Raw genomic sequence first — 22,689 nt, 5'->3', positions numbered from 1 at the left:
AACGGTTAGCTTGCCAATTCTGTTTGATCAGTGTGGCGACACCTAGTAATTTAGGATTGCGTATGAATTATGAAAAAGAAATAGTCCTAGCGTTTTCGTTTTCTTTGGCCAGGTTTGTTTTGACCAGGAGTTCGGTGCAGTGCAAATCTCTTCCTAAAGTTGCTCTTGTTGCGCAATATGGATATTGTTCCTACTCGCTTTCGACCCTCAACTTTTGGTGTCTGGCCCTTTACCTTTCCTGCTTTTGTAATAGATCCGTGGGTTGCCATTGTGTATTTTGTTTAGAAATTCGGTTTTATAAATGCGAGTGGTAATTGTGGTTTACCAGTACTTTGCCTTGACAGTCTCGATTACCTTTTCGTGCTCTTTGCCCTTTCTTCTTGCGTATTTTTCCATCGCAGTCAGCGGGACGCCGCCCAAAGAGCGGGCAAGCATGTTAAAGAACTGTTTTTGGACAGAGGTCTGGCGGGTTCCAGTCTTGGTCATGAATTTCTGGATTCCATACTTGAAGTTGTGCTGCCAGGTCTTGTACATGACACCTAGCTGTGCAGGACTCATCTCGTTGCCAATGTTAAAGAATTCTGATTTTTCCAGTAGTCCGATTGGGACAAATGTCAGCGGGGTTGTTGTAAACATGGAATCTGGCTGCTCTCGCTCCAGCTCGCTGATTAGCTGAATTGTCTCCCAGGAATCTTCTGGGGTTTCGTCATTGTCAAGGCCCATAATCAGTGTAAATGCCGGAACCCAGTGGTTCTCGTTTAGCGTCTTTACTCCCTCTTTTACCACCCAGTGCCATTCTTCTGGCATAAATGGCGCAAGTTTGCGGTCTGCATATTTGCCGATCAGTCTTAGGCTGCCTGTCTCAAATCCACATTGTACCCCAATGAGATTTGATGGGCTGGCATGAATTATTTTTGAGAGATTTGGAATCAATTTTTCGTCTGCTATAGCTCCTGCTAGTGTTCCGTGTGTGGGGTTGGTGTGTGTTACTCCTGCGTCCATTACTGCTTGGAATAGTTCCTCTAGCGCCTCGCGGTTTGGCTCCATCTGCTTGTTTGTTCTCGGATCCATTCCATATACGAAAATATCATCAGAGTGAAGCCATGCGTTACGCAGTCCACCCTTTTTGATGTTGATTTCAATTTCGCGCTTTACTTTCTCTGGAGGATAATACCTTAATGCTCTAAGGGTCACATCGCAGAATTTGCATCCACGTCCGCATCCCCTCATTACTTCTATCATGCCGTGCATTGATGGCTCGACAATCTCAGGGATTTCGTCAATTTCCGGTCTGTCCCAGAAATTCACAAATCTTCCATGCAGTTTTCTTCCGTTTCTCTCAAATTCCTTGATATCAACTTTGAAATCGCTTCGCTTTCGGAATGGATTCATGTTTTCAAATTCGCCGTCAATTAGGTACTTGAAGAATCGTCCTGCATGGCCGTCGATTTCTGGTGCAATTCCTCCAAGCTCACCTTCTAAAATAGCATAGATGCCAAGCTCTTCTATTTTTTCTGGGTCATAGTTGTACTGCCATGTTCCAGAAGCGCCAGATATCACTTTGGCATTGCTGCCGGATTTTTTCTTTGCCTCTATGATTTTTTTGTGTAAATAGATATTGTAATATTCGTCGTATGACATTTGCTTTCTTCCATAGGTAAATGTCATGGTGACTGGTCCCATTCCAAGTGGGTCCATCTCATATGTGCCAACTACTTGGGTTTCAGGACCAATGAATTTCTCAACATGGTCTGGATGGGCAACTACCACGTCCTCTCTTGCAAATCCATCACGTAACAAACCCGCCTCTACTTTTCGAAGGCCATATGGGGCATAAGCTGCAACTCCGTTGTTGTGCGGAATGGGATTACAAATAAAGTCAAAGAGAACCTTCGGTGTTACTTGGTTTTTTAGAATTTTGTACCAAAAAGAATTGTGATCTCGGTTTGGATCCAGTGCTGGCGCGCATCCAAAGAAGGTAGCTAGTGAGATTCCCCTATAGTTAGACATCAGAGTGCGGTCTGCTGTCAGTACGATCTTTGGTTTTGCCATTGACGCGTCTCTTTTTTTATTTATTTTAAACCTTTAGGTAGTTTTACGCCGGTATTTTGTCGGATTAGTAATTTTCCAAGATTCCAGACTTGGCTCGATGAGTGTGACCAAATTCTTGCGAGCTTGCCAGGAATTTTCCATCAAAGATCGTACCATCATGACACACCAATACTTCATCCATACAACAGCTTCCACAGATTCCAATTCCGCATTTCATCATTCTTTCCAGTGACGCTTGGACAAAGATCCCCTTTGAATTTGCAAGCTGGACGATTTTGTGCATCATTATCTCAGGACCACATGTGTAAATTGCGTCAAACTTGGTATTCTGAACTAGTCTTTCTAGGACATCTGTTACAAATCCTCGTTCCCCGTACGAGCCATCCTCAGTAGTTACTATTACTTGGTGCTTTTTGTCCTTGAGAATTCTATTTGCCAGGTTTTCAAAGAATACTTCGTCTTTGGATTTAGAGCCCATCAGTATTGTGATATCGTTTGTCGGCTTTGCAAATTTTGCCAGCCTCATCAGTGGGACTAGGCCTGTGCCGCCACCAACGAGTACAATTTTGCCGTCACGGATGTCAAATGCATTGCCGTATGGGCCACGTACTCCGATTTGCTGGCCTACCTTTAGGTCATACAAGGCAGTAGATGACACGCCACGCTTTCGAACAGTAAATGCGGCTTTGCCGTTTTCTTCGGTAATCATTATGCTCATTGGCAGCTCATTCACACCCGGAATCCACACCATTGCGAATTGTCCAGGCAGAACATTTGCCAGATTTGAATCAGATATTATTATAGTTCTGACAGTCGGGGTTTCGTCTATTACCTTTTCAATTGTTCTAATGGATGGGGTCTTAGAAACGCTTTGCAAGGCCCACCATCTCCGAGATTTTTGAATATTCTTTTTTCTTCATGTAATTTGCAATACCGTCATTGATGTTTCCAAAAACGTCAATCCACCCATCACCTATTGCGCTGCCCACTTGGATTGCAGATGCCCCCGCAAAGATAAACTCTAGTGCATCCTCCCATGTAGAGACGCCCCCGCACCCAATTACTGGAATGTCGTATTTTGATGTGATTTCATAGACGCATCTGACTGCCACGGGTTTTATTGCAGGACCAGACAGCCCTCCAATTTTGTGGCTCAGTATTGGTCGTTGCGTCTCTACATCTATTCCCATTGCGCGCAATGTGTTAATTGCTGTGATTGCGTCTGCTCCTCCGTCGATTGCCGCCTTGACTGTATCCAGATAGTTTGTAGTGCCAAGGCCTACCTTGCCAATCACTGGTGCTTTTGCGACCGACTTGACTCGAGATACAATCTTCGTCACCAGTTTTGGATCATCGCCGACTTCGAGGCCGACTTTTTCCACGTGGGGACAAGACAGGTTTAGCTCGTACGCCGCAACGTTGCAACCTTCAAACTGCTGCACCATGAATTCAAATTCATCTTCAATAGAGCCAACCAAACTAACTATGATTGGCACATCCTTGTTTGACTTTATCATGTTTGCAAAATATGGAGCACCGGGATTTGAGAGTCCGACCGCATTTAGGTATCCTCCCTTGATTCCAACTATTGTAGGATTTGGATAGCCTTCCCATGGCTCTTTGCTAAGTGATTTTGATACTACTGCACCTGCCCCGCTACGATAAATTCGATTGAAAACCTCAAGGGATATGCCCAAAATTCCCGAAGCAAGCATTGCAGGCCTGCCAAATTTGATTGGGCCAATCGATACAGAAAGGTCAGGCGTCACTTGATTGAGTTGATTTTGTTGTCTTATAATAGTTGATTTATGGTAGCTTTTTTAATCCGAAGATCAAACCTGCATTGTGTATTTTGTTATAGTAACAGAGCTTGGCATTGTAGTTTCACAAAACAATACAGTTTCCAAATCATTTGCCTTTGATAACCCAGCATCGGAATTTGTGGAAGCAAAAAAGGGCAATCTCAAAAACAATTCCGTCATTAATTATCTCAGAGAACTAAACGCAGGATTTTTCATAAGCGATGACGCATTGCTCAAGGCGCTCAAAAAAGAATCGCTTGACGTCCAGATAATGGACGAAAAGCAGATGGATGAAATCCAGGCAAACAAGCCCCAAGTCCTAGTTGACGCTGGCTTTGCAAAAAATATCGGCGACGCCATGTCGAAGCTTAGAGACTTTGCATTATCGCTATCGGCATCAAGAGTTACTGAGGTATCCCAGAGTCCAGACCTGCACATCATCCAGGCAATCAATGCGCTGGACGAAATGGACGTAATGATTAACGGTTTATCATCAAGACTGCGAGAATGGTACGGCCTGCACTTTCCGGAGCTAGACAACATTATAGACAGCATAAATGGTTATGCGCAAATTGTCATGGCAGGAAACAGATCTTCTCTTTCAGACAAAGTCTACCAAGACGCAGGCTTTCCGGATTCCAAAGTCCAGATGCTTTCTGTAATTCAGCAAAAGAGCAAGGGTGGCGACATTTCCCAAGAAAATCTTGCCATAGTGCAATCCATAGCAAGACAAATTCTTGACATGGCAAAGGCAAGAAATGCAATTGAATCCCATATTGAATCTCAGATGAATGTCATTGCTCCAAACGTTGCAGCTATACTTGGCACTGCAGTAGGGGCAAGAATTTTGGCTAAAGCGGGCAGCATCAAGAAATTGGCGACACTTCCTGCAAGCACTATCCAAGTCCTTGGCGCAGAAAAAGCTCTATTCCGGGCACTAAAGACCGGAACTCAGCCACCAAAACATGGAATTTTGTTCCAGCATCCAATAGTTCATGCCGCACCACGATGGCAGAGAGGCAAGATGGCTCGAGCCATTGCATCAAAGGCAGCAATTGCTGCACGTGTTGATGTATACGGTGCAGGTCTAAACCAGACTCTACTGGACAAGCTAAATGTTCGAGTCACAGAGATTGGAGAAAAATACAAAGAGCCAACAGAGCGTCCACCGCAACCACAAAGAGAAGGACATCACGACTTTGGAAGAAGAGACGATAGACGAGACAGAAGACCAAGAGATAGAGATTCTAGAGGTTTTGGAAGAAGTGATGATAGGCCGCGTGATAGTTTTAGGAATAGAAATCGGGACGATAGGCCGCGTGATAGTTTTAGGAATAGAAATCGGGACGATAGGCCGCGTGATAGTTTCAGAGATAGAGATGATAGATCACGCCAAGGATTCAGAGATGACAAGCCACATCAAAGCTTCAGAGATAGGGATTCTAGACGTGACGGATTCAGATCCAGAGGAGAATCAGACGGCCCTCGTAGAGAATTTAGAGGGGATTCCGGCAAGCGAAAAAAGTTTGGAAAGCGAAGATTCTGATTTTATTTGGCTAAGACTTGACGGCCAAAAAAGACTAGCCACTGAAAATTATGTTGAAGGAAATACTGTTTATGGTGAGAAACTCTACAAAAAGTCCAAAATAGAATATCGAATTTGGGATCCGTTTCGAAGCAAGCTAGCAGCTGCTCTGTATATTGGATTAGATGTATTTCCCATCACTCATGGCACCAAGGTTTTGTATCTAGGCGCATCTACAGGTACAACAGTATCTCACATATCAGACATTGTGGGATATAATGGCATAGTCTTTGCAGTAGAGCATGCAAGCAGAGTAGCTCGGGACTTTTTAGACAGGGTTGCAAATTTTAGAAAAAATGTCGTACCAATATTGCAGGACGCAAGACACCCAAAACAGTATTTTTCCGTGTACGGCAAGGTAGATGTCGTCTATTCTGACATAGCACAGCCAGATCAAACAGAGATCGCCATAACAAACTGCCAGGCATACCTCAAAGACGGCGGATATCTCTTCCTAGTAATCAAAACAAGAAGCATTGATGTCACCCAGTCACCAAAAAACGTCATTCAAAGCGAGATGAAAAAACTCCAAAATAACTTTGAGATCATACAAGACATGACGCTAGAACCATACGACAAAGACCACGGCTTAGTCGTGGCAAAATATCACGCCAAGGGCTGAGACATAATCAGTTTTGATGGAGCCCAGCTCTTTCTAACATAGTTGGGCAGCTTGCCGTTTTGCAAAAACCAGTTTTTTACAAACAATACAGTCTTGGAATCAGAAGGATATCCACTTCCCACTGGATGTTTTTTTGCAAGGCTTGCAATTGCTCTGTCACGAGTCACCTTGGCAATAATTGACGCCGCAGAGACTACGACGAATTTAGAGTCTGCATGATGGTATGACTTTATTTTACTGTGTGTGATTTTGGCGATCTCTTTTCCAAATCGTGTTGCATTCACATCGCATGAATCAACATATGAAACATAAGGTTGCAGTTTTGTTATGACTTTGGCCATGTGAATCAATTCCAAGTTGTTAAGCTTGTGCTGGTTTACTGCCAGATCTATTTGTTTTGGGGTTGCCTTTGATATTTGATAATCATCTACAATTTTGATTATTTTCTTGTATAGTGTTTCTCGTGTCTTTGGAGATAGTTTCTTGGAATCCTTGACTCCAATTTTTTCTAGTTCCGGAATTTTTGATTTTTCTATCGCAATTGCTGCAACAACCAAAGGACCTAGCATGGAGCCCCTTCCTGCCTCATCTACGCCACAAACCAGCACGAGTCTGACTCGAACAGATACGTATTAAACCGTTTTAGAGAAAAATACTTGCGATCAATTGCAGATAGACAACCAAATCACAACCATTACAGAGGGAAAAACGCAGATCCTAATTCCAAGGGGGGCTTTGGAGCAAAAGGTCCCACCGCGAGACATTGCGTTTTTCAACCCAAGGGCAAAGCTGAGCCGCGATTTTTCCATTATTGTTTATTCCACGTTTTTGAAAAACTTTGAAGGTCAAAAGTTATTTTTAGATGGACTCTCTGGCCTTGGCGCACGCGGACTGCGTGTGGCAAACGAGATACCAGGTACTGAGGTCTTTGTAAACGACCTAAACCCAAGTGCCCTAGAATTATCAAAAAAATCTGCCGAGATAAACAATCTGGCAAATTATCAAGTATCAAAAAACGACATTTGCCAGTTTTTCAACGCATTTTCAAAAAAGGGCAGTCGCGGGGCAATTGTAGACATTGATCCGTTTGGTTCTCCTGCAAAATACATTGACTGTGGAATTAGGGCAACCGTTCACAAGGGGATGTTATCAGTTTCCGCAACAGATCTACAGGTACTGCACGGATTGTTCAAGGATGCCTGCAAGAAAAAATACCACGGAATTCCAGTCAAGACAGCATACAGCAACGAAATATCAATTCGATTGATCCTAGGCCTAACGATTTCTGTTGCAGCCAGACTAGACGTAGAGGCAACGCCAATGTTTGTAGAGACAAACCAGCATTATTATCGGGTTTATCTTAGAATACTAAACAAGCCAGACACGCGTGACCAAATCGGATACATTGCCCACTGCAAAAACTGTGGAAATAGACGCGCAACATCAGAGTCAATATCCAGTTGTGAGCTGTGTTCTAGTACAATAGAGTTGGCAGGCCCCCTTTGGATCGGCAAATTATTTGACAAAGACTTTGTTGCGCAGATGATTCAGAACATTCCAGATTATGTGGATAAAAAATGCGAAAAGGCAATCCAAAAAGCACTACTTGAATCCGAGATGCCTGCTTGCTACTACACCCTAGATGAGATTGCCGAGCGTCTCAAGTCAGCACCAATTCCGCTAGACCAAATAATATCAAGACTGCAGCAAAACGGATTTTCTGCCAGCCCCACCTCGTTTAATCCAACTGGATTTAGGACTAATTCCAAAATAGACAAGATCAAAGAGATTTTTTCAGCCTAGGCCATATCCAAGGCAGACAAAATACAGTTCGCTGCTTGGTTTTCTGCTGGCGTTTGGCTTTTTTAGATGAACCTTGGCAAACTTCTTTTTCAGATAATCACGAAACTCCATAGAGTATTCGCCATCAAAAACCTTGAACAGTGCATTTCCTTTTTGCGCCAATACTCTATCCATTATTTTGGAGCAGGAATAATTCAGAGAGATTTGTTTTGCATGATCCATTGACCAGTGGCCAGTAATTTGCGGAGAAATATCGCAGACTACGGCGTTTGCCTTTGTTCCAAGATATTCGATGATTTCATCGACAACGGATTCGTCCTCTACGCTTCCTTTGATAAAGTGAGCACCATCTACCTCGTCCATGTATGATGTGTCAATTCCAACGACCCGTCCCTTGTTGCCTGCAAGCTTTACTGCAGCCTGCAACCATCCACCCGGTGCGCATCCCAAATCCACAACATTGAATCCGGGACCAATTATCCTATACGAATTGTTTAGCTCAAGCAGTTTGTATGTTGCACGGCTTCTATATCCTTGCTCTTTTGCTAGCTTTCTATAATGATCACGTTTTGCATCTAGTAGTTTCATTGTTCTTTCTTTTTCTTTGGTTTAGAGAGTTCATTGATTGACCACTCTTCAATCCACTGACATGTTCGTGGACTCACTTCGCCATCAAGCGAGCATTTTTGTTCTACAGGACACACCAAGCACGGTGCATTCTCAATAGAGTCAGTGCTGACAGGAGTCTTTTTGATTTTTAGAACATAGGTCCATCTCTTGTTTTCAAGAATTTTTTCACGGGTAATGATTCCCATTCTTTCTAGTTTTAGCGCCAATCTAGAGCCATCACGGCTAGTAAGTTTGAATTTCTTCCATAATTCGCTTTGAACAATGCCGTCATCATAATTTGCCAAAAACAGACAGACACGGTTTGTGAGCTTTTCCATGTCAACTTTATCGATTTGGAAATTCTCAATTTCCTCATCTGTTAATTCTTCTTCTAGTTGCTCTTCTAGTGTTTTTTCTGGTTCCTCTTCTTCCTTCTTTTTCTTTTTTTCTTCTTTTGCTTCCTTTTTGACCAGTTTTTCTTTTTTGTCTTTTTTCTTGTCTTCTTTGGCCGCCTTTGTCTTTTTTTCTTCCTTTGCAGGCTTGGTTTTCTTTTCTTCTTTTTTCTTGTCTTTCTTAGAATCTTTCTCAGCAGCCTTTTTTGCCATGATGAATCACGCTTGTTTTACAATATATAACATCGCATTATTGTACGCTAAATCTCTGAGATGCGCTAAGGAACTTGTCTCCGTTTTTGTCAAATAATTGAACTTCAAGCAAGTATTGTCCTGCGTCAATTGTTTCTGAAAATTTGTCATTGATTGGCAGGGTTCCAGATTCTCCATAACACTGATCAAAGAATGCACCCTGCTTCACTGCCTTTTTTTGTCCTCCGGAGACATCATAAATGGTAATGTACAGATCCCCGCAATCATATGCAGAGTCATCAACTGAGATTTGCACACTAGTCTTTTCTCCACTAGAGTACTGAGATTGCAAGTCCAAAATATCAATAGCGCCACCAGAGTGTGTCTGCACTGCGTCCATTTGTCCAGAAAGCGCCGTTCCGAGGACTGCTCCCCCATACACAAATGAGAAAATTATTGGAATTATGAAAATCGCGATGCCTTTTGATGCCATTTAGTTTTTCTTGGCATCTTGTGTTTTTATATCTATAGCAATTTTTGTGCGTATCACAATGACGAATAAGTTAAATCGTTGCCACCCCAGATGTGCGCTAGATGCGATTAAGAAAATTCCGAGTGCGTGCATATCGATGCATTCACGATTCTGGCGAAATCAAAGTTGGCGACCTGGCAGCATTTGTTGGGCGAAACGAAAGCGGCAAGACCACAATTCTGCAGGCATTGACTCTGCTAAACCGAGACGAGCGAGTATCTGAGTTGGATTTGTGCGATGAAATGACAGAGGAGCTAAAGTCAGAAATAGTCATAGTCGAAGGCGACTTTCATCTAACCGGCCAAGAAACCAAACTAATCAAGGAAAGATTCCCGCACTTGCCAGAGATCACAGCCATGAGGATCTTTAGGACCAACAAGAGTCAGAAGATCCAGTATGACTTTGGCTCTGTAAAAATAAGCGAGGAAAAAGACAAGGCGCTAAATTCCTGGGAAAATTATACAGAGAAAATTCTAAACTTTATCTCCGCGATACCAAACCACATTAGGATTCAGTTTGACACCAAGTTCTTCGAAGGTCCTCCACCAAAGGACAGAGAGACATTCCTCAGCGAAATGACAGTCTTTAACAATTCGTTGAACATGCTTGCAGCTGATGAGCCATACATTCTCTCAGAGTGGTCAAGATTCTACCAAGAGCGAGAAAAGACCTACGATGAGCTACTAGTTGGAGCTACGGAAAAAACAGCGCTAGAGAACTTTGTCCTAGAACACCTGCATCCAAGATTTGTCTACTTTTCTGACTATAAGAAAATCTATGGCAACATAAATCTCGACGAATACATCAAGGAAACACAAAAGCTGGAAGGTGCAGGTTATGAGGAATTTGACAAGGCCGAAACAGTCCGAAACTTGTTCTATCTGGCAGAGCTGGACACTGAAAAACTTGAAGAATACAAATCCAGCCCGCCAAAGCTGATCAAGCTCCTAAACACTGCAAGCCGAAGATTAACTGACAGACTAAATCCGGCGTGGAAGGGCGACCCAATCCATGTTGATCTGCGATACAACCCAGGCAACATCATGAGTGTCGTAATATCTGATGTGCACAGGGATGGAACCGTGACAAACACAGGTCTTCTAAGCAGAAGAGCTGAAGGATTCAAGTGGACATTTTCATTCATTGTAAACTTTGCAGCAGAAACACAGCGAGCAGAGCTCAAAGAGGCAATTTTGCTTTTGGATGAGCCTGCAAGAAACCTTCACCCAGCACAACAAATGGGAATATCTGACCTTCTCAAGAATTTGGCAGGCTCAAACCAGGTCCTATATGCAACCCATTCGCCATTTATGATATTTGATTACACTCCAGGCAACCTGCTTGTAGTGGAGTTGGACAAACGAAAGCACCTCAGCAGAATCCACTATGATTACTGGAATGCTGACGACGCCACACTAATCCCAATTTTGTATGGCTTGTCACGAGGACTAGTAGAATCTATTGTGGACAGAGAAATTGGCACCAACTCTCGACCAGTCATAATAGTAGAGACAATGTCAGATGCAATGTTTCTGAATTCATTTGACAAGTTCCTAGAGGATCCAAATATTTCGATGAATCCGCTAAACGTTGTTGCGTCATACAGCAAAAACTCTACGCTACCACTTGCCATATTCTACAGAAACCACGGCCACAATGTCTTTGTGATTTTAGATAACACCCTAGAATCAAAGAAAATAGCAGAACAGCTCAAGGCAAACGAGTTTACAGACATGCAAATCATATACCTAGAACAGGGCGGAAAGTCAATTGAGTCAATAGAAGACCTCATACTACCAGAAGACTATTTGCATGCAGTAAACCAGACATATGAAATCAAGCTAAGAAAGGAAGGATTCCGAAACCTAACAAGAGAAGAGGTTCTGGCTAGAAACAAAAAAGGAATAATCGAAAGCCTCAAAGACATTTGGTACGAACACCGAGACGACGGCTGGAACGATTTTGACATTGAAGAAATCGCTCGATACATTTGCGAAAAAATTGCACTAAAAGAAGCGGATTTCCTCTCAGACAAGACAAAGGACCAGTTCCGAGGATTGTTCAGACTTATTGCAGAGAGGATAAGACAGCACCAAAACATGACTGCCCATGTGGGCCTGACCAAGTTCCAGCGAAGCAAGCCTCGATAGCTGCTTAAAGTATTTTACGCACAAGTCATCACCAACGCTCAAAAAGAGTAAATAAACAATATTCGTGAAGGCAGGTAGATTGCACGTGAATTATTCCGTTTTTGCCATTTTAGGAATTTTTACCGTTTTCATATTTTCAGCTTCTGGCCTAGCAAGCGCAGAGACTGGCGCAAAAAGTACAGCTTTTGAAAAAACCACACTCTTGGAATTTACAAACAATGATTCATCTCCAGTTTATACGGTAAAGCTATGGCTCGGCAAAGATTCTGGCACCTTCAAGTCATTCAAGGCAGAAAAGGGTTGGACCGGAATAAAAAACCCACAAGGAGTCCTAGTGTTCACATCAGCGGAGCCATTGGGCCCAGGAGAGTCTGTCAAGTTTGGAATAAAGACAGAAATCGAAAGCCCCGGAGTGAATTGGAAAACATCTGACAGTGCTGGAAATGAGCTGTCAATTGGCAAAGTCACGCCAGGTCAGGAAGCAAAATCGACAACACCAGAGACACCACAACAACCAGACAAGCCTGCACAACCAGTAAACATTGAAAGTGCAACATTCAAAATAATTCCAGAATCTCCAAAAACCGGAGACAGTATCAGAATAGTAGGTGAGGGATTCCCAAAAAACACCGTGCTCAACTTCCTAATAAACAATGAAAGGTTAGAAGACATCCAAACCGATGAAAGCGGTCGTGTTGTTGGGACTGCCAAGATCCCACTTACAATACAGGCGGACAGAGTCGATCTGTCACTTGCTGACTCGCAGGGAAACAAAAAGACAATCAGCATAAGAATCGATAAATCAGAAGAAATTGCAGCACCGCAAAATATCAAAAAACTCACAGTTGACAATTATGTCGCAATAGCAGAGCCAGGCCAGACAGTAACTGCAAGAGGAACAGGCAAGCCCGGAAGCTCTGTAACTATAACAGGCAAAGACTTGGAAGGCAACAAGCAATACCAAGCAGTAGTCTCAGTAGACACACAAGGTAACTGGCAGCACGAAACCGTAATACCGCTAGATGCACCACTAGGCACAAGAAACGTAGAATTCAGCGACGGCATCAACACCATTACAAAATCCCTTAGCATATCCATAACAAAGATAATCAAAACAGATTCATCAAAGACAAAATACGATCCTGGTGAAAAATTCCTCTTCAATGGAACGGCAAAGCCTAGCCAGACACTCCAAGTTGTGATCAACGATCCAATAGGAAAAGAAATTTTTTCGGATTTGCTAGAGCTTGACGAGTCCGGCACATTTGCATTTGAATATCAAACTGTAGCTACATCCACCAAAGGAACCTATGTGGTGTTTTTGACTCAGGGAGATGAAACAGAGATAGTTCGAGTCGGACTAGGCGAGCTCCCAAGCCCACAAATTATTGCCAAATTCGACAAGCTAAATTATGCATCATCAGAGACTGCCAAGCTTACAATCAATGGTCCTGCCAAATCAACAATATCCATTTTGGTTATTGATCCTGGCGACAAAGTCAAACTTACAGAAAGCATCTCATTAGGTCTTGACGGCAGTAAAGAACACGATTTGGTACTAAGCGAATACAAGTCAGGAGTTTACACCGTAGTGATCCAGCACCCACAATCTGAGGCGAGTCTTGTATTCTCCGTGGGCCTTCAAACAACTACAGGAAATATCTCAATTCAAGCAACAAAGCCAGAGTATCTCCCAGGCGACAACATTTTGGTTTTGGGCTCTACTAATCCAAACGCAATTCTGAGTTTAGAAATGACAGACCCAGAGGGCAAAATAATAAAGAAAAAAGACATCTTCTCCGACAAGGAAGGCAAGTTCTCTGAGGGAACATTCAGAGTTCCAAGCGATGCAAAGCAAGGACCTTGGATAATAAAAGCAAAAAGCGGTGCCAAGTTCGCAGATGCCAAGTTCACAGTTTCTGGAACCGCAACAAAGACATTCAACATCAAAACGGACAAGACCACACCGTACAAGGCAGGCGATTACATGACGATTACAGGTATTGGTGGAGGAAAGACCCAGACAGTAGTCATCACAATATCGGATTCAAAGAACAACAAGATAATAGACCTGAGCATGAGCTCAACCAAAGAAGGCGGTTTCCAGACATTGTGGCCAGTACCGCAGGGAATGGAGCCAGGCAAGTACACCATCAAGGCAACCGTTGGAACGGAAACTGCAGAGACTGTATTTGATCTGCAATAAATCAGGAAACCCTTTTTATTACTCTGCCAAACCCACAAACTTGTGAATCTTCAAAACATCATCACAGAATATCCAGACTTTCCAAAGAAGGGAATTTTATTTAGAGACATCAGCCCGATTTTAAAAAATCCGTCTGCCATGTCGCATTGCATAGATGAATTTGCAAAACGATACCATACAAATGACGTAGATGTATTTGCAGGAATCGAGTCTCGCGGATTTCCAATTGCATGCGCACTAGCATTACGATACAACAAGGGCATGATAATGATCAGAAAGCAGGGCAAGCTCCCGGGTGCGACAGTCAAAAGATCATATTCAATAGAATATGGCAAGGCAACAATGGAGATCCAAAAAAATGCAATCAACAAAGACCAACGAGTAGTCATTTGTGATGACTTGCTTGCCACAGGAGGCACCGCAAAGGCAGCAGCTGAGCTAATCGAGAGACTTGATGGCCAAGTAACCGGCTTTGCATTCATGGTGGAGCTAACAGAATTGGGTGGAATCAAAAAGATTTCAAAATACAGAACAGAGTCCCTGGTGAGATACTAGTGGAACAAGCAGACATTGGAATTTTTGGAGGAACCGGAATTTATGATTCCGGCCTCTTAAAGGAAGCAAAAGAGATCACAGTCGACACGCCATTTGGCAAGCCATCTGACTCTATTACGGTTGGCATATTCAAGGGCAAAAAAGTTGCATTCATGCCAAGACATGGAAAAAAGCACACCATCCCGCCACACCTTATCAATTACAGAGCAAACATTTGGGCATTCAAGCAAATGGGAATAACTAGAATAATTGCACCGTCCGCAGTAGGAAGTCTCAAAGAAGAGATTGCCCCAGGACATTTTGTTTTGCCAAACCAGTTTATTGATTTTACAAAATCTCGCAAAGGAACATTTTCTGAGGAAGGTAAAGTAATTCACATTTCGGTTGCAGACCCGTTTTGCCCGGAATTGCAATCGGCCATACTAAATGCGGCAAGCGAGCAAAAAATTTCAGTTCACAAAAACTCAACCTATGTCTGCATAGAAGGCCCCAGATTTTCCACAAAGGCAGAATCAAAGTTCTACAAGTCAACTGGTGCAGACATAATTGGCATGACATTGGTACCAGAGTGCCAGCTAGCGCGAGAGGCGCAAATCTGCTATGCGTCAATTTCTACTGTCACTGACTATGATGTCTGGGCAGAAAAGCCAGTCACCGCAAAAGAAGTAATCGAGACATTGCACAAAAACGTAGAAAACACAAAGCGACTGCTCACATCAATTCCAGACGCAATACCAGAGCATCGTGGATGTTCCTGCGCAAAAGCCCTAGAAGAAGCCCAGTTCTAGGAATCCGCAAAGGACTCTCTGCTCAAGCCCTCAGGTAGCGTGATGTTGCCGGAGACTAGGTTCTTTTGCAGAACATCAATTACTTCGTTGGAATCATAGCCTAGCTTTTGCAATGCTTTTTCGGTTGCCTTGGAGATTTTTGCGCCAATGTTGTGCCCGCCAATTCTGCCAAACGCAATTGCCGAAAACTTGAATGTGTTGTTGTCTATGGTAAACGTGCCTGTGATTTTGGCCGCCATTTGGTTGCCCTTGACATTATTGATGTGAACCGCAACGTCCAAGCCTTGCACCTAGATTTCTATTGCCTTGTTGATGTTATCATCGATTAGAAAGCTTACATGATGAGGATCATCTACTTTGAAATCCCGGACTGGAATCTCAATTACCTTGTCGTCCGGATTTTCCACCTTGAGTGTGCCGTTTTGCTTTAGTCGGACTAGCTTCCACCTGTCTTTTCCTTTGAATAATTTGCGCACCAAGACTGCCCATTTCTCATCGGGCTCTATTTTTGGCATGCCGACATAATCCACAATGGAGTCGATTCCCAGTTGTTTTTCTTCGCAGAACCTCTTTTTGCACAAAGCGCAACGCCAGACATCCACCGAGCCTATTGTTCTAGAGTCAACATTTACGTTTGTTACTCCAAAGTAAGTGATCTCGTGTTTGCAGGTTTCAGTGTCAACACTCATTGGTTCTTGGCGCAAAAAGGCACTATTTAGTTCTTGCACGCTCATAGTGCACCTCCAAGGCAACGCCAATGTTATCCACTATGAGATTTTTTTTAAATTCAATATTTTCTCTGGCGCACATTTTGCGATACATGTTGACTGCAGTAAATCTTGGATGCATTGCCTCAAATTCCGTCTCAGACATGTCAATGAATCCGCCAAGTGAGACCAGTTTTTTTGCCGCCTGCAGTGCTGTGTTGCTGTCCAACCCAAGTTCGGATGCGATTCTGTCTGCAGACATTTTACCCTTGGTTGTCACAAGCAAAAAGATCTTTGCCTCAATTGGCTCGAGTTTGACTTCATGAATCAAGTCACGTTCTATTTTATCCAGATTCATTGTATTTTGTGACTGTACTTGAATAATTAAATCTGAACTAGTTTTGCTTTATTTTGAATAATTTTTTTGATAGTTTTAGAGTAAAGCCCATTCCAATAAAGTGCACCACCACACCCACTATGAGTGAGGTATACTTGTCTCCGGTAACAAACCAAGCGACAAAAAACGCAACCAGCGACGGAACTGTGATTATTGCGCCAATAATAGAGCCCCTTAGAAATATTCCCTTCATTGGACTTTTAGCTTTGTCCACAGGTGTAGTTTTTTGCGCGATAATAAAAATCAAGATTTGTAAGCATAGTTCAAGGTGTTTTGTTCGGATCGTACAAAACCCACCTTAATTTCACATCAGGGAAATTTGATTATTGAATCGCAAGTACATCAGCAGAGATGATAATAAAAAGACCGATGCCTCTGACAAGCAAGGCAAGGAGATATTTTTTGAAAAAGATCCTGCGCAAAATTCCACAGAAAAACAGTTCACAAACCTTGGCGACGACATACGCGATGCCAACAAGTACATCAATTCATTAACCAAGCATATTGCAGATCAAAAATCAAAAATAGACTCTATTAAAAAGATGCAAACCAATTTTGAAAAGGAGCTAGGAATGTTAGTCCCGGTTGGAAAGCCAATACCTGTTCAGACAAACAATACAGAGTTTGAGATCCTAGGAAAGGAATTCGAGTCCGACAAAATCATCACAGACATCACAGAAATAGTTGAAAAACAGGTGCAGAATCGAATTTTGGCACTTGAAAGCCAGCTGCAAGAAGAGCGAAGAAACTCGGATGAATTCAAGATAATGCTGGAACAAAATCTCAAAAAATTCAACAGCCTAGAAAAAAACCTCAAGGGCCAAAAATCCGTCCTAGAGGGCGAAGTCAGAGAAAAAACGGAAAAATTAATCCAGGCAGAGAGACTATCAGCAATAGGGGAGCTAGCATCAAGGCTTGCCCATGATCTGAAAAATCCACTGTCGGTAGTAAAGGGAACTGCGCAGCTGATCAAAGTCACAAACAAAAATCTAGACGAAGTGACACTAAAGAGAATCGAGTTGATCGAGAGATCAATTTTCCGCATGACGCACCAAATCGACGGAGTCCTAGACTATGTCAAGGGAAGCCCGATTGTAAAAAAGCAACCATCCTCACTACACGAAACAATCATCTCTGCACTCCAAACACTAATGATTCCAACAAATGTTACCATCAATTTCCCAAAAGACGACATTGTTGTGTTGTGCGATTCACAAAAAATGCAGATCGTCTTTTCCAACATAATACTAAATGCAATCCAAGCAATAGGCGAAAACAAGGGCACGGTAAACATTCGCGCCAAGAAAAAGCAGAACAATATAGAGATCAAAGTAGAAGATTCCGGCCCCGGAATATCATCCAGCGTTCAGGGCAAGATCTTTGATCCGCTAGTCACAACAAAGCAGGAAGGGACCGGTTTAGGGCTTGCCAGCTGCAAGAACATAATAGAGCAACACAGGGGCACTATTTCAGCTACAAACAACCCCACTACATTTACCATAACTTTGCCCCTATAGAGCATAATTACTTTATATTTAGCAAAACGCAATTCAATCAAGTTGTCAAGCTACAAAAGGACGTACTCTAATGAGCAATCAATTAATTTTATCATCCCGATCATGATTATTCTATTTCTGGGCATAGTGTACATCATGTCACTTCGGTACGGCCAGGGTGCAGTAAGTTTCATCCTAATTGGGATAGCAGCTGCCACCATGATTTACTGGGGATTTGTCATCAAAAAAATGACTAGGACTGAAAAGCCCAAGTATACTGCACGCGAGACAGAAAGCAAGAACTGGGTTTATGATGTCATAAAGGGCGAAAACGAGATTGTCTTTGTAGCAGAGGTACCAGGACCTGACGATAAAATCATGGTAAGACTAGTAGAAGGTGTATTGTATATTCGCGCAGCGGGCGGATTTTCAAAAGAGGTTCCAGTAGAAGGAGCTTCTGGAATGCAGATTTCTGACTTTAAGTACAGAAACGGCGTTCTGACTTTGCGAATCGGAAAGACTACAGAGACTTAGCCAGTTCCAGTTTTTCTGGCAAGTACTTGTCCGTGATGTTTGTCAAACCATATTTTGAGAAGGCTTCTAGTTCAGCCTTTCTTTTTATTTTTAGAAATATTTCCAGCTCCTTTTTCCAGACCCCCTCCTGATATCTTGGGTCTTTTTGCAAATCATAGATTCTCTTAATGTCAGATTCTGTCATAGGGATGGTTGGAAGCTTGTACTTTTCAATGTCGGATGCCCACACGCCAACCCACTTTGCGTCAGGAACAGTTAGTTCTCTGAGGTGTGCGGCGTTTGCAGAGCCAGACTTGATTACCATTGCAATGTGCTCCCCATAGACGTCTCCGTCCGTTAGAATTACGACTGGAAGTTTCATTTGCTCGTGCAATCTTTTTAGCAGGTATCGGGTGGAACGCGGAGCCTGTCCTGCAGTATCTATAATGATTGCCTTGAATTTTTTGTCGACCTTTTCTTCTACAAATCTAGTAAACAGACCACCTTTTTCTATGGCAATGACTAGTTCTGCGCTGGTATCTACTAGTTCTGCGCTGGACAAGCTAGGGCCAATCAGATAGCCGTCAGGATGGTCAGACAGATTTGTCCTTCTTCCCTCATATCCAGGAACGGTATATTCTATAGTCAAATCACCAAAGACGCTGCTTCGCTCCTCTGGGAATATGTGTAGGTCCTCTCGTGGTCTTGCCAAGACTGCCTCCAAGTCCACAATAATGTTGTCAGATTCTGGCTGGTCCTCAAAGTCGATTTCAAAGGCTTGCGATGAATAGTAAATGTCTCTCAGGGTTGAGGATTTTTTTTCTTGGACCAGCCTGTTTGCAAAGAATGCGAGCCAGATTAGTTGCGTAAATGATCGTAGCTGTGACATGTTGCGCGAGCTGCGAAGCCCCGCAGCCTTGCCAAGAACATATTGGCGCAGTTTTTTGTCATATACGATATTGCTAACGGATCTGCTTGGCACATAGAATTGCGGAAATTGTCCTTTTTCCAAGTCGTTGTAGATTTTTGTACCTTCTGACTTTAGCAGCTCCCGTAGTGCCTCGTACTTTGCCGCTGCGATTTTTTCTGCTTTATTCTTCGGTTTTGACATTTGTATTCAGATCTTTGATTAGTTTTTTGTAGTCAGGCTCTTTATTTTTTCCTGCTAGCTCAGTTGCAAATTGCGCAATTAATGGAAGATATTTCTGGTATAAGTTGCTCCTCTTCTTTTCTGCCTCTGCTAGGCCCTTCTTTGACATGTATGAGGAGAGCTTTCTTAGCAAAAACTGCAAAGCAAGTCGCAGTTCTTTTTCAATTTCCGGCCTGTCTGCTACGTTTTCCTTTCCTACTGTTTTGTATGGAATTCTAGTGGAACAAATATGGCTTACAATAACCACTGGTGAGTCGTTTTTGAGCTTGTACCTGCCCCAGTCCGTCTCATTTACCACCTGCAATACAACATCGCTTCCCTCATCGTATAACAACGGGATTCTGTTTGCAAACCTGTACACACTGATTTTTCCTGCCGGGATCTCGCCCCCATAGGCAATTCCCATCTCCACCACAAACGGAAAGCCGGAATACGCAGAGGCGCTTCTTTGTATCACATCAAAGAAATCAGGCTTGAAAAACTGGGCAATTCCCTTGCGTAACGGCTCTTCGCCCAGAGGTGCAAGGCAGCTCGGGTCGGGCGCCAAAAAGTCCTCGTATCTCTGCAGCGAATCGCTTAGCTGTACTAGTTCCTCATTGGTAAAGGAGCCGATTCTTTTCTCAGGCTTTAGGCTTGCAAATTCCGCAAACTTGTCTGCGGTGGACGGTCCTACTCTTTGGAATCTTTTTGTGAGAAACGTTCCAAGTGTCTCACCAGCCACTGTGTTTGCAAGTTGTTTATAGTACGGACTGGATTTTGGCATGTCTATCATTACAGATTTTGATTCGCCAAAGTCCCAGTATGTGAGGTGCTTGTTTGCCAAGTCCACGTCATCAATTCTTATTTTCATTACTTTCTCAAAGTCCATTTGCAAAAACGACATTAGTGCAACTATTACTCTGACAGGTCTTGATAGTGATGCCCATTTTTTTTCTGCCCTCTGCATTATTCCCTCAAAGTTTAGATTCTTTTTTGCAAGGCCCAGTTCTTTGCGTACCTTTTCTATCATGGAGTTATCTAGTGTCGGGATTTCATAATGAGTGTCAACGATCATTCGGCGTATGGTTTCAACGTCGACTCCGTGCGGGTGCGGTTTGATTATTGTCGGAGGCGCAGGCATTGTATCAACAATTCGTTTGTATTGGAATTTCTCTCCCTTTGGATCATCAAACGATATTGTTGCATATGGCGTAATCAGCGAAGTCTGGTACACATAGTCTCTGATTTTAGAGCCTGCCTTGGAATAGTCACCTTCTAGTGTTATTGAGACATTTAGACCTTTTTTGCCAGTCTCTTTTGTTGTGTGCTTTAGTATGACCGGCTTGTTTTTTTGAATGTCAAGCATCATTGAATATTCATGTGAAGTCTGGCCGTCAACTGAGCTGGACACCACAACTGGTTTGTTTGTGGTGATTTGTCCGTACAAAATTGCCATTGTAGCACCTAGGCCGAACATGCCTCGTGCCTGCTTGAGGCCGAATTTAGAGCCATACAGTACAGTTCCAAACGCAAGCGGGATTTGCTTTGAATCCATTCCTGGGCCATTATCCTTAACAGTTAGGACGTATGGTTTTGGGTCTGGCTTTTCTGGGTCTACTGGTTGAATTATCAGTTTTACATCTGGCAGTATGCCTCTTTGGTCACATGCATCCAGTGCGTTTTCTACAAATTCTCTAACAGCAGTGTATAGTGAACGTGTGGGATTGGAAAATCCAGCAAGGTCCCTATTTCTGTAAAAGAACTCGCTTGGCGAAATCTGGCTAAAGGTTTCCTTAGACATCTTTGTTTTCCCACAACTGCATTCGCTCTATTTTTTGTCTTCTCTTGTTTGCTTCCAGCCTTCCATAGACAGAGCCGTGCTTGCTTCCAGAAGAAATTGATGATATTGCAGAGACTGCCAGCTTGATCTGAATTGGCTCTCCAATTATTGAAACAGTTTTTCCATAAACGCAGATACTAGTATTGGTTAGATTTTCCATGTTTGCTCTTGCTCTACCTCCCTCTCCGATTATTCTTCCTTTTATCCTTTCAATTTGCTGCTGGGATTTACCTGCAAAGTCTCTCAGATCCATCACATGCAAAACATAATCTTCCCTCATTAGCTTCATTGCGTTTTCTGGCGAGAATCCGCGGCCTATCGCGGTGACTAGTTCTACTGCCTTAAACGGCTGGATCTGATCTATTTGGCCGTCCGTTACTATTTCCACTTCGCCTGTCTCGCTGTCTATTTCCAGTTTTACAAAGCATGTTTTTTCTATCTGGGCTTTGACTTTTCCAGATTTTCCAATTAGTGCGCCTACTCGGTCCACTGGAATTCTTACTAGTTTATCAAAGCTCATGATGTTATTGTGTGAAGGACGTCAGTCGGATTTGCAACCGTTAGTCCTCTTTTTGCAAAAAAGTATGACATGTTTTTAATGTCTCTTTCAAGAAAGTTTTGAGCATTTGGGTGTATTGTGTCAACTGCTGATCCAAAGTCAAAAACGACTAGGCCGCCTTCTGTCTTGAACACATTATATTCAGAGAGATCGCCATGGACGAGTTTTGCCTTTTTGTAGAGTTTTGTGATAAAGTCAATTATTTGCGCATAATCGTTTTCATCGACTTCGATTTCATGCAGTGTCGGTGCAGGTACTCCGGCTTTGCCGACAAACTCCATCGCAAGCACGTTTTTTGATACGTGGAGTGGTCTTGCCACAGGCAGCTCGTGTCGGATGCATTGTTTGAGGTTCTTGAACTCTTTTTGGGCCCAAAGGTACACCATGTTTCTCGTGCCCTTTTTGAGGTGGGAAAATCTTGGATCACCCAAGATGTATGGTGCGCGTTTTTTAAAACTCGAAGTCGATGTCAGATATACCTTGAGTGCCACATCCTTTCCTTCTGGGTCGACTGCCCAAAACAGGGCAGACTCTTTTCCTGCCTTTACTATGCCGTTTACGTATGAGATTATCTTGGCGTTTATCATCTCATACATGGTAAACATTGTAGTCTTGTCAAGGACTTGGTTGACTACCTTGTTGTTTTTGAATCCGTCTTGGGGCTTGCGCCGCTTTTGCTTTGGAAAGATTTTTGCAAACCTAGAGTCATAGTCTTCTATTTCTTCTATTCCAGAAAAATCGTCTTCAGACAATTTTGTAC

The 22,689-nt window shown here is 42.9% G+C and carries 25 protein-coding genes; 9 read left to right on the top strand and 16 right to left on the bottom strand.

What is annotated here, in order from left to right:
* Positions 1-86 precede the first annotated feature (86 nt).
* The 4 genes from NAQ_RS00220 to NAQ_RS00205 all read right to left on the bottom strand — a co-directional run bounded on the left by NAQ_RS00220 (position 87) and on the right by NAQ_RS00205 (position 3,821).
* The gene (locus tag NAQ_RS00220; protein ID WP_100181700.1) at positions 87-269 is read right to left on the bottom strand and encodes a 30S ribosomal protein S30e; all 183 of its coding nucleotides are present in this window, start codon (positions 267-269) and stop codon (positions 87-89) included.
* Positions 270-321: 52 nt separating this feature from the next.
* Entirely contained in the window at positions 322-2,052 is a 1,731-nt protein-coding gene (locus tag NAQ_RS00215; RefSeq protein WP_100181699.1) for a B12-binding domain-containing radical SAM protein, read from the bottom strand.
* A 64-nt stretch (positions 2,053-2,116) separates the two neighbouring features.
* Entirely contained in the window at positions 2,117-2,929 is an 813-nt protein-coding gene (locus NAQ_RS00210) for a dihydroorotate dehydrogenase electron transfer subunit (RefSeq protein WP_245871624.1), read from the bottom strand.
* Positions 2,913-3,821, bottom strand: a complete 909-nt coding sequence (locus NAQ_RS00205; RefSeq protein WP_100181698.1) for a dihydroorotate dehydrogenase — start codon at positions 3,819-3,821, stop codon at positions 2,913-2,915. Before NAQ_RS00205 ends, NAQ_RS00210 begins: the two co-directional genes overlap by 17 nt.
* Before the next feature lie 76 nt (positions 3,822-3,897).
* On the opposite strand from NAQ_RS00205, the gene NAQ_RS00200 reads away from it, so the two are divergent.
* On the top strand, positions 3,898-5,400 hold the full coding sequence (locus NAQ_RS00200) for an NOP5/NOP56 family protein (RefSeq protein WP_100181697.1): 1,503 nt from the start codon (positions 3,898-3,900) through the stop codon (positions 5,398-5,400).
* Entirely contained in the window at positions 5,381-6,061 is a 681-nt protein-coding gene (locus tag NAQ_RS00195; protein WP_100181696.1) for a fibrillarin-like rRNA/tRNA 2'-O-methyltransferase, read from the top strand. Before NAQ_RS00200 ends, NAQ_RS00195 begins: the two co-directional genes overlap by 20 nt.
* On the opposite strand, the gene rnhB is transcribed toward NAQ_RS00195, so the two are convergent.
* Positions 6,046-6,669 (bottom strand): ribonuclease HII, encoded by a 624-nt coding sequence (gene rnhB / locus NAQ_RS00190; protein WP_100181695.1) that lies wholly within the window; start codon positions 6,667-6,669, stop codon positions 6,046-6,048. The two genes, NAQ_RS00195 and rnhB, sit on opposite strands and share 16 nt — an antisense overlap.
* Positions 6,670-6,727: 58 nt before the next feature.
* Between rnhB and NAQ_RS00185 the strand changes: the two genes are divergently transcribed.
* Positions 6,728-7,864 (top strand): tRNA (guanine-N1)-methyltransferase, encoded by a 1,137-nt coding sequence (locus NAQ_RS00185; RefSeq protein ID WP_100181694.1) that lies wholly within the window; start codon positions 6,728-6,730, stop codon positions 7,862-7,864.
* Here the strand turns inward: NAQ_RS00185 and NAQ_RS00180 are convergent.
* From NAQ_RS00180 to NAQ_RS00170, 3 genes are read right to left on the bottom strand one after another with little or no spacing between them, the layout of a single operon-like run.
* On the bottom strand, positions 7,856-8,452 hold the full coding sequence (locus NAQ_RS00180; protein WP_100181693.1) for an RlmE family RNA methyltransferase: 597 nt from the start codon (positions 8,450-8,452) through the stop codon (positions 7,856-7,858). The two genes, NAQ_RS00185 and NAQ_RS00180, sit on opposite strands and share 9 nt — an antisense overlap.
* Positions 8,449-9,078: a helix-turn-helix transcriptional regulator gene (locus NAQ_RS00175; protein ID WP_100181692.1), complete on the bottom strand. Its 630-nt coding sequence runs from the start codon at positions 9,076-9,078 to the stop codon at positions 8,449-8,451. Before NAQ_RS00175 ends, NAQ_RS00180 begins: the two co-directional genes overlap by 4 nt.
* A gap of 37 nt (positions 9,079-9,115) precedes the next feature.
* Positions 9,116-9,550 (bottom strand): hypothetical protein, encoded by a 435-nt coding sequence (locus NAQ_RS00170; protein WP_100181691.1) that lies wholly within the window; start codon positions 9,548-9,550, stop codon positions 9,116-9,118.
* Positions 9,551-9,651: 101 nt separating this feature from the next.
* Between NAQ_RS00170 and NAQ_RS00165 the strand changes: the two genes are divergently transcribed.
* From NAQ_RS00165 to NAQ_RS00150, 4 genes are all read left to right on the top strand, one after another.
* Entirely contained in the window at positions 9,652-11,739 is a 2,088-nt protein-coding gene (locus NAQ_RS00165; protein WP_100181690.1) for an AAA family ATPase, read from the top strand.
* Between the two features lie 64 nt (positions 11,740-11,803).
* Positions 11,804-13,945, top strand: coding sequence for a biofilm-associated protein (locus tag NAQ_RS00160; RefSeq protein WP_100181689.1), 2,142 nt, complete (start codon positions 11,804-11,806; stop codon positions 13,943-13,945).
* 42 nt (positions 13,946-13,987) lie between these two features.
* The gene (locus tag NAQ_RS00155) at positions 13,988-14,500 is read left to right on the top strand and encodes an adenine phosphoribosyltransferase (RefSeq protein ID WP_100181688.1); all 513 of its coding nucleotides are present in this window, start codon (positions 13,988-13,990) and stop codon (positions 14,498-14,500) included.
* The gene (locus tag NAQ_RS00150; protein ID WP_420887485.1) at positions 14,500-15,288 is read left to right on the top strand and encodes an S-methyl-5'-thioadenosine phosphorylase; all 789 of its coding nucleotides are present in this window, start codon (positions 14,500-14,502) and stop codon (positions 15,286-15,288) included. The genes NAQ_RS00155 and NAQ_RS00150 overlap by 1 nt, the downstream gene beginning before the upstream one ends.
* Here the strand turns inward: NAQ_RS00150 and NAQ_RS00145 are convergent.
* From NAQ_RS00145 to NAQ_RS00130, 4 genes are read right to left on the bottom strand one after another with little or no spacing between them, the layout of a single operon-like run.
* Positions 15,285-15,569: a hypothetical protein gene (locus NAQ_RS00145; protein ID WP_100183355.1), complete on the bottom strand. Its 285-nt coding sequence runs from the start codon at positions 15,567-15,569 to the stop codon at positions 15,285-15,287. The genes NAQ_RS00150 and NAQ_RS00145 overlap by 4 nt on opposite strands.
* A 9-nt stretch (positions 15,570-15,578) precedes the next feature.
* Positions 15,579-15,977: a hypothetical protein gene (locus NAQ_RS00140; RefSeq protein WP_100181686.1), complete on the bottom strand. Its 399-nt coding sequence runs from the start codon at positions 15,975-15,977 to the stop codon at positions 15,579-15,581.
* Between the two features lie 22 nt (positions 15,978-15,999).
* Positions 16,000-16,353 (bottom strand): hypothetical protein, encoded by a 354-nt coding sequence (locus NAQ_RS00135; protein WP_100181685.1) that lies wholly within the window; start codon positions 16,351-16,353, stop codon positions 16,000-16,002.
* Positions 16,354-16,390: 37 nt separating this feature from the next.
* Complete coding sequence (locus NAQ_RS00130; RefSeq protein WP_245871622.1) at positions 16,391-16,606, bottom strand: hypothetical protein; 216 nt, start codon at positions 16,604-16,606, stop codon at positions 16,391-16,393.
* 112 nt (positions 16,607-16,718) lie between these two features.
* Between NAQ_RS00130 and NAQ_RS00125 the strand changes: the two genes are divergently transcribed.
* Both NAQ_RS00125 and NAQ_RS00120 read left to right on the top strand, forming a co-directional pair.
* Positions 16,719-17,909, top strand: coding sequence for a sensor histidine kinase (locus NAQ_RS00125; protein ID WP_100181683.1), 1,191 nt, complete (start codon positions 16,719-16,721; stop codon positions 17,907-17,909).
* A 42-nt stretch (positions 17,910-17,951) separates the two neighbouring features.
* On the top strand, positions 17,952-18,422 hold the full coding sequence (locus tag NAQ_RS00120; protein ID WP_100181682.1) for an Hsp20/alpha crystallin family protein: 471 nt from the start codon (positions 17,952-17,954) through the stop codon (positions 18,420-18,422).
* On the opposite strand, the gene NAQ_RS00115 is transcribed toward NAQ_RS00120, so the two are convergent.
* The 4 genes from NAQ_RS00115 to NAQ_RS00100 are packed head-to-tail and all read right to left on the bottom strand — an operon-like array spanning position 18,409 to position 22,681.
* Positions 18,409-19,512 (bottom strand): DNA topoisomerase IV subunit A, encoded by a 1,104-nt coding sequence (locus NAQ_RS00115; protein ID WP_100181681.1) that lies wholly within the window; start codon positions 19,510-19,512, stop codon positions 18,409-18,411. The two genes, NAQ_RS00120 and NAQ_RS00115, sit on opposite strands and share 14 nt — an antisense overlap.
* On the bottom strand, positions 19,493-21,331 hold the full coding sequence (locus NAQ_RS00110; RefSeq protein WP_100181680.1) for a DNA topoisomerase VI subunit B: 1,839 nt from the start codon (positions 21,329-21,331) through the stop codon (positions 19,493-19,495). Before NAQ_RS00110 ends, NAQ_RS00115 begins: the two co-directional genes overlap by 20 nt.
* Complete coding sequence (locus tag NAQ_RS00105) at positions 21,324-21,890, bottom strand: KH domain-containing protein (RefSeq protein WP_100181679.1); 567 nt, start codon at positions 21,888-21,890, stop codon at positions 21,324-21,326. The genes NAQ_RS00110 and NAQ_RS00105 overlap by 8 nt, the downstream gene beginning before the upstream one ends.
* Positions 21,887-22,681, bottom strand: coding sequence for a serine protein kinase RIO (locus tag NAQ_RS00100; RefSeq protein WP_245871620.1), 795 nt, complete (start codon positions 22,679-22,681; stop codon positions 21,887-21,889). The genes NAQ_RS00105 and NAQ_RS00100 overlap by 4 nt, the downstream gene beginning before the upstream one ends.
* Positions 22,682-22,689: the final 8 nt, after the last annotated feature.

Source organism: Candidatus Nitrosotenuis aquarius, assembly GCF_002787055.1.
In the GTDB taxonomy this organism is placed as follows: Archaea; Thermoproteota; Nitrososphaeria; order Nitrososphaerales; family Nitrosopumilaceae; genus Nitrosotenuis; species Nitrosotenuis aquarius.
This window is presented reverse-complemented; position numbering and strand designations above follow the sequence as displayed.

Bases quoted from the DNA above. Each gene is read 5' to 3' on its own strand.
- NAQ_RS00140 (WP_100181686.1), bottom strand. From the start codon at position 15,977: ATGAGTGTTGACACTGAAACCTGCAAACACGAGATCACTTACTTTGGA.
- NAQ_RS00135 (WP_100181685.1), bottom strand. From the start codon at position 16,353: ATGAATCTGGATAAAATAGAACGTGACTTGATTCATGAAGTCAAACTC.
- NAQ_RS00215 (WP_100181699.1), bottom strand. From the start codon at position 2,052: ATGGCAAAACCAAAGATCGTACTGACAGCAGACCGCACTCTGATGTCT.
- NAQ_RS00180 (WP_100181693.1), bottom strand. From the start codon at position 8,452: ATGAAACTACTAGATGCAAAACGTGATCATTATAGAAAGCTAGCAAAA.
- NAQ_RS00170 (WP_100181691.1), bottom strand. From the start codon at position 9,550: ATGGCATCAAAAGGCATCGCGATTTTCATAATTCCAATAATTTTCTCA.
- NAQ_RS00115 (WP_100181681.1), bottom strand. From the start codon at position 19,512: ATGTCAAAACCGAAGAATAAAGCAGAAAAAATCGCAGCGGCAAAGTAC.
- NAQ_RS00175 (WP_100181692.1), bottom strand. From the start codon at position 9,078: ATGGCAAAAAAGGCTGCTGAGAAAGATTCTAAGAAAGACAAGAAAAAA.
- NAQ_RS00220 (WP_100181700.1), bottom strand. From the start codon at position 269: ATGGCAACCCACGGATCTATTACAAAAGCAGGAAAGGTAAAGGGCCAG.
- NAQ_RS00105 (WP_100181679.1), bottom strand. From the start codon at position 21,890: ATGAGCTTTGATAAACTAGTAAGAATTCCAGTGGACCGAGTAGGCGCA.
- NAQ_RS00110 (WP_100181680.1), bottom strand. From the start codon at position 21,331: ATGTCTAAGGAAACCTTTAGCCAGATTTCGCCAAGCGAGTTCTTTTAC.
- NAQ_RS00165 (WP_100181690.1), top strand. From the start codon at position 9,652: ATGCGATTAAGAAAATTCCGAGTGCGTGCATATCGATGCATTCACGAT.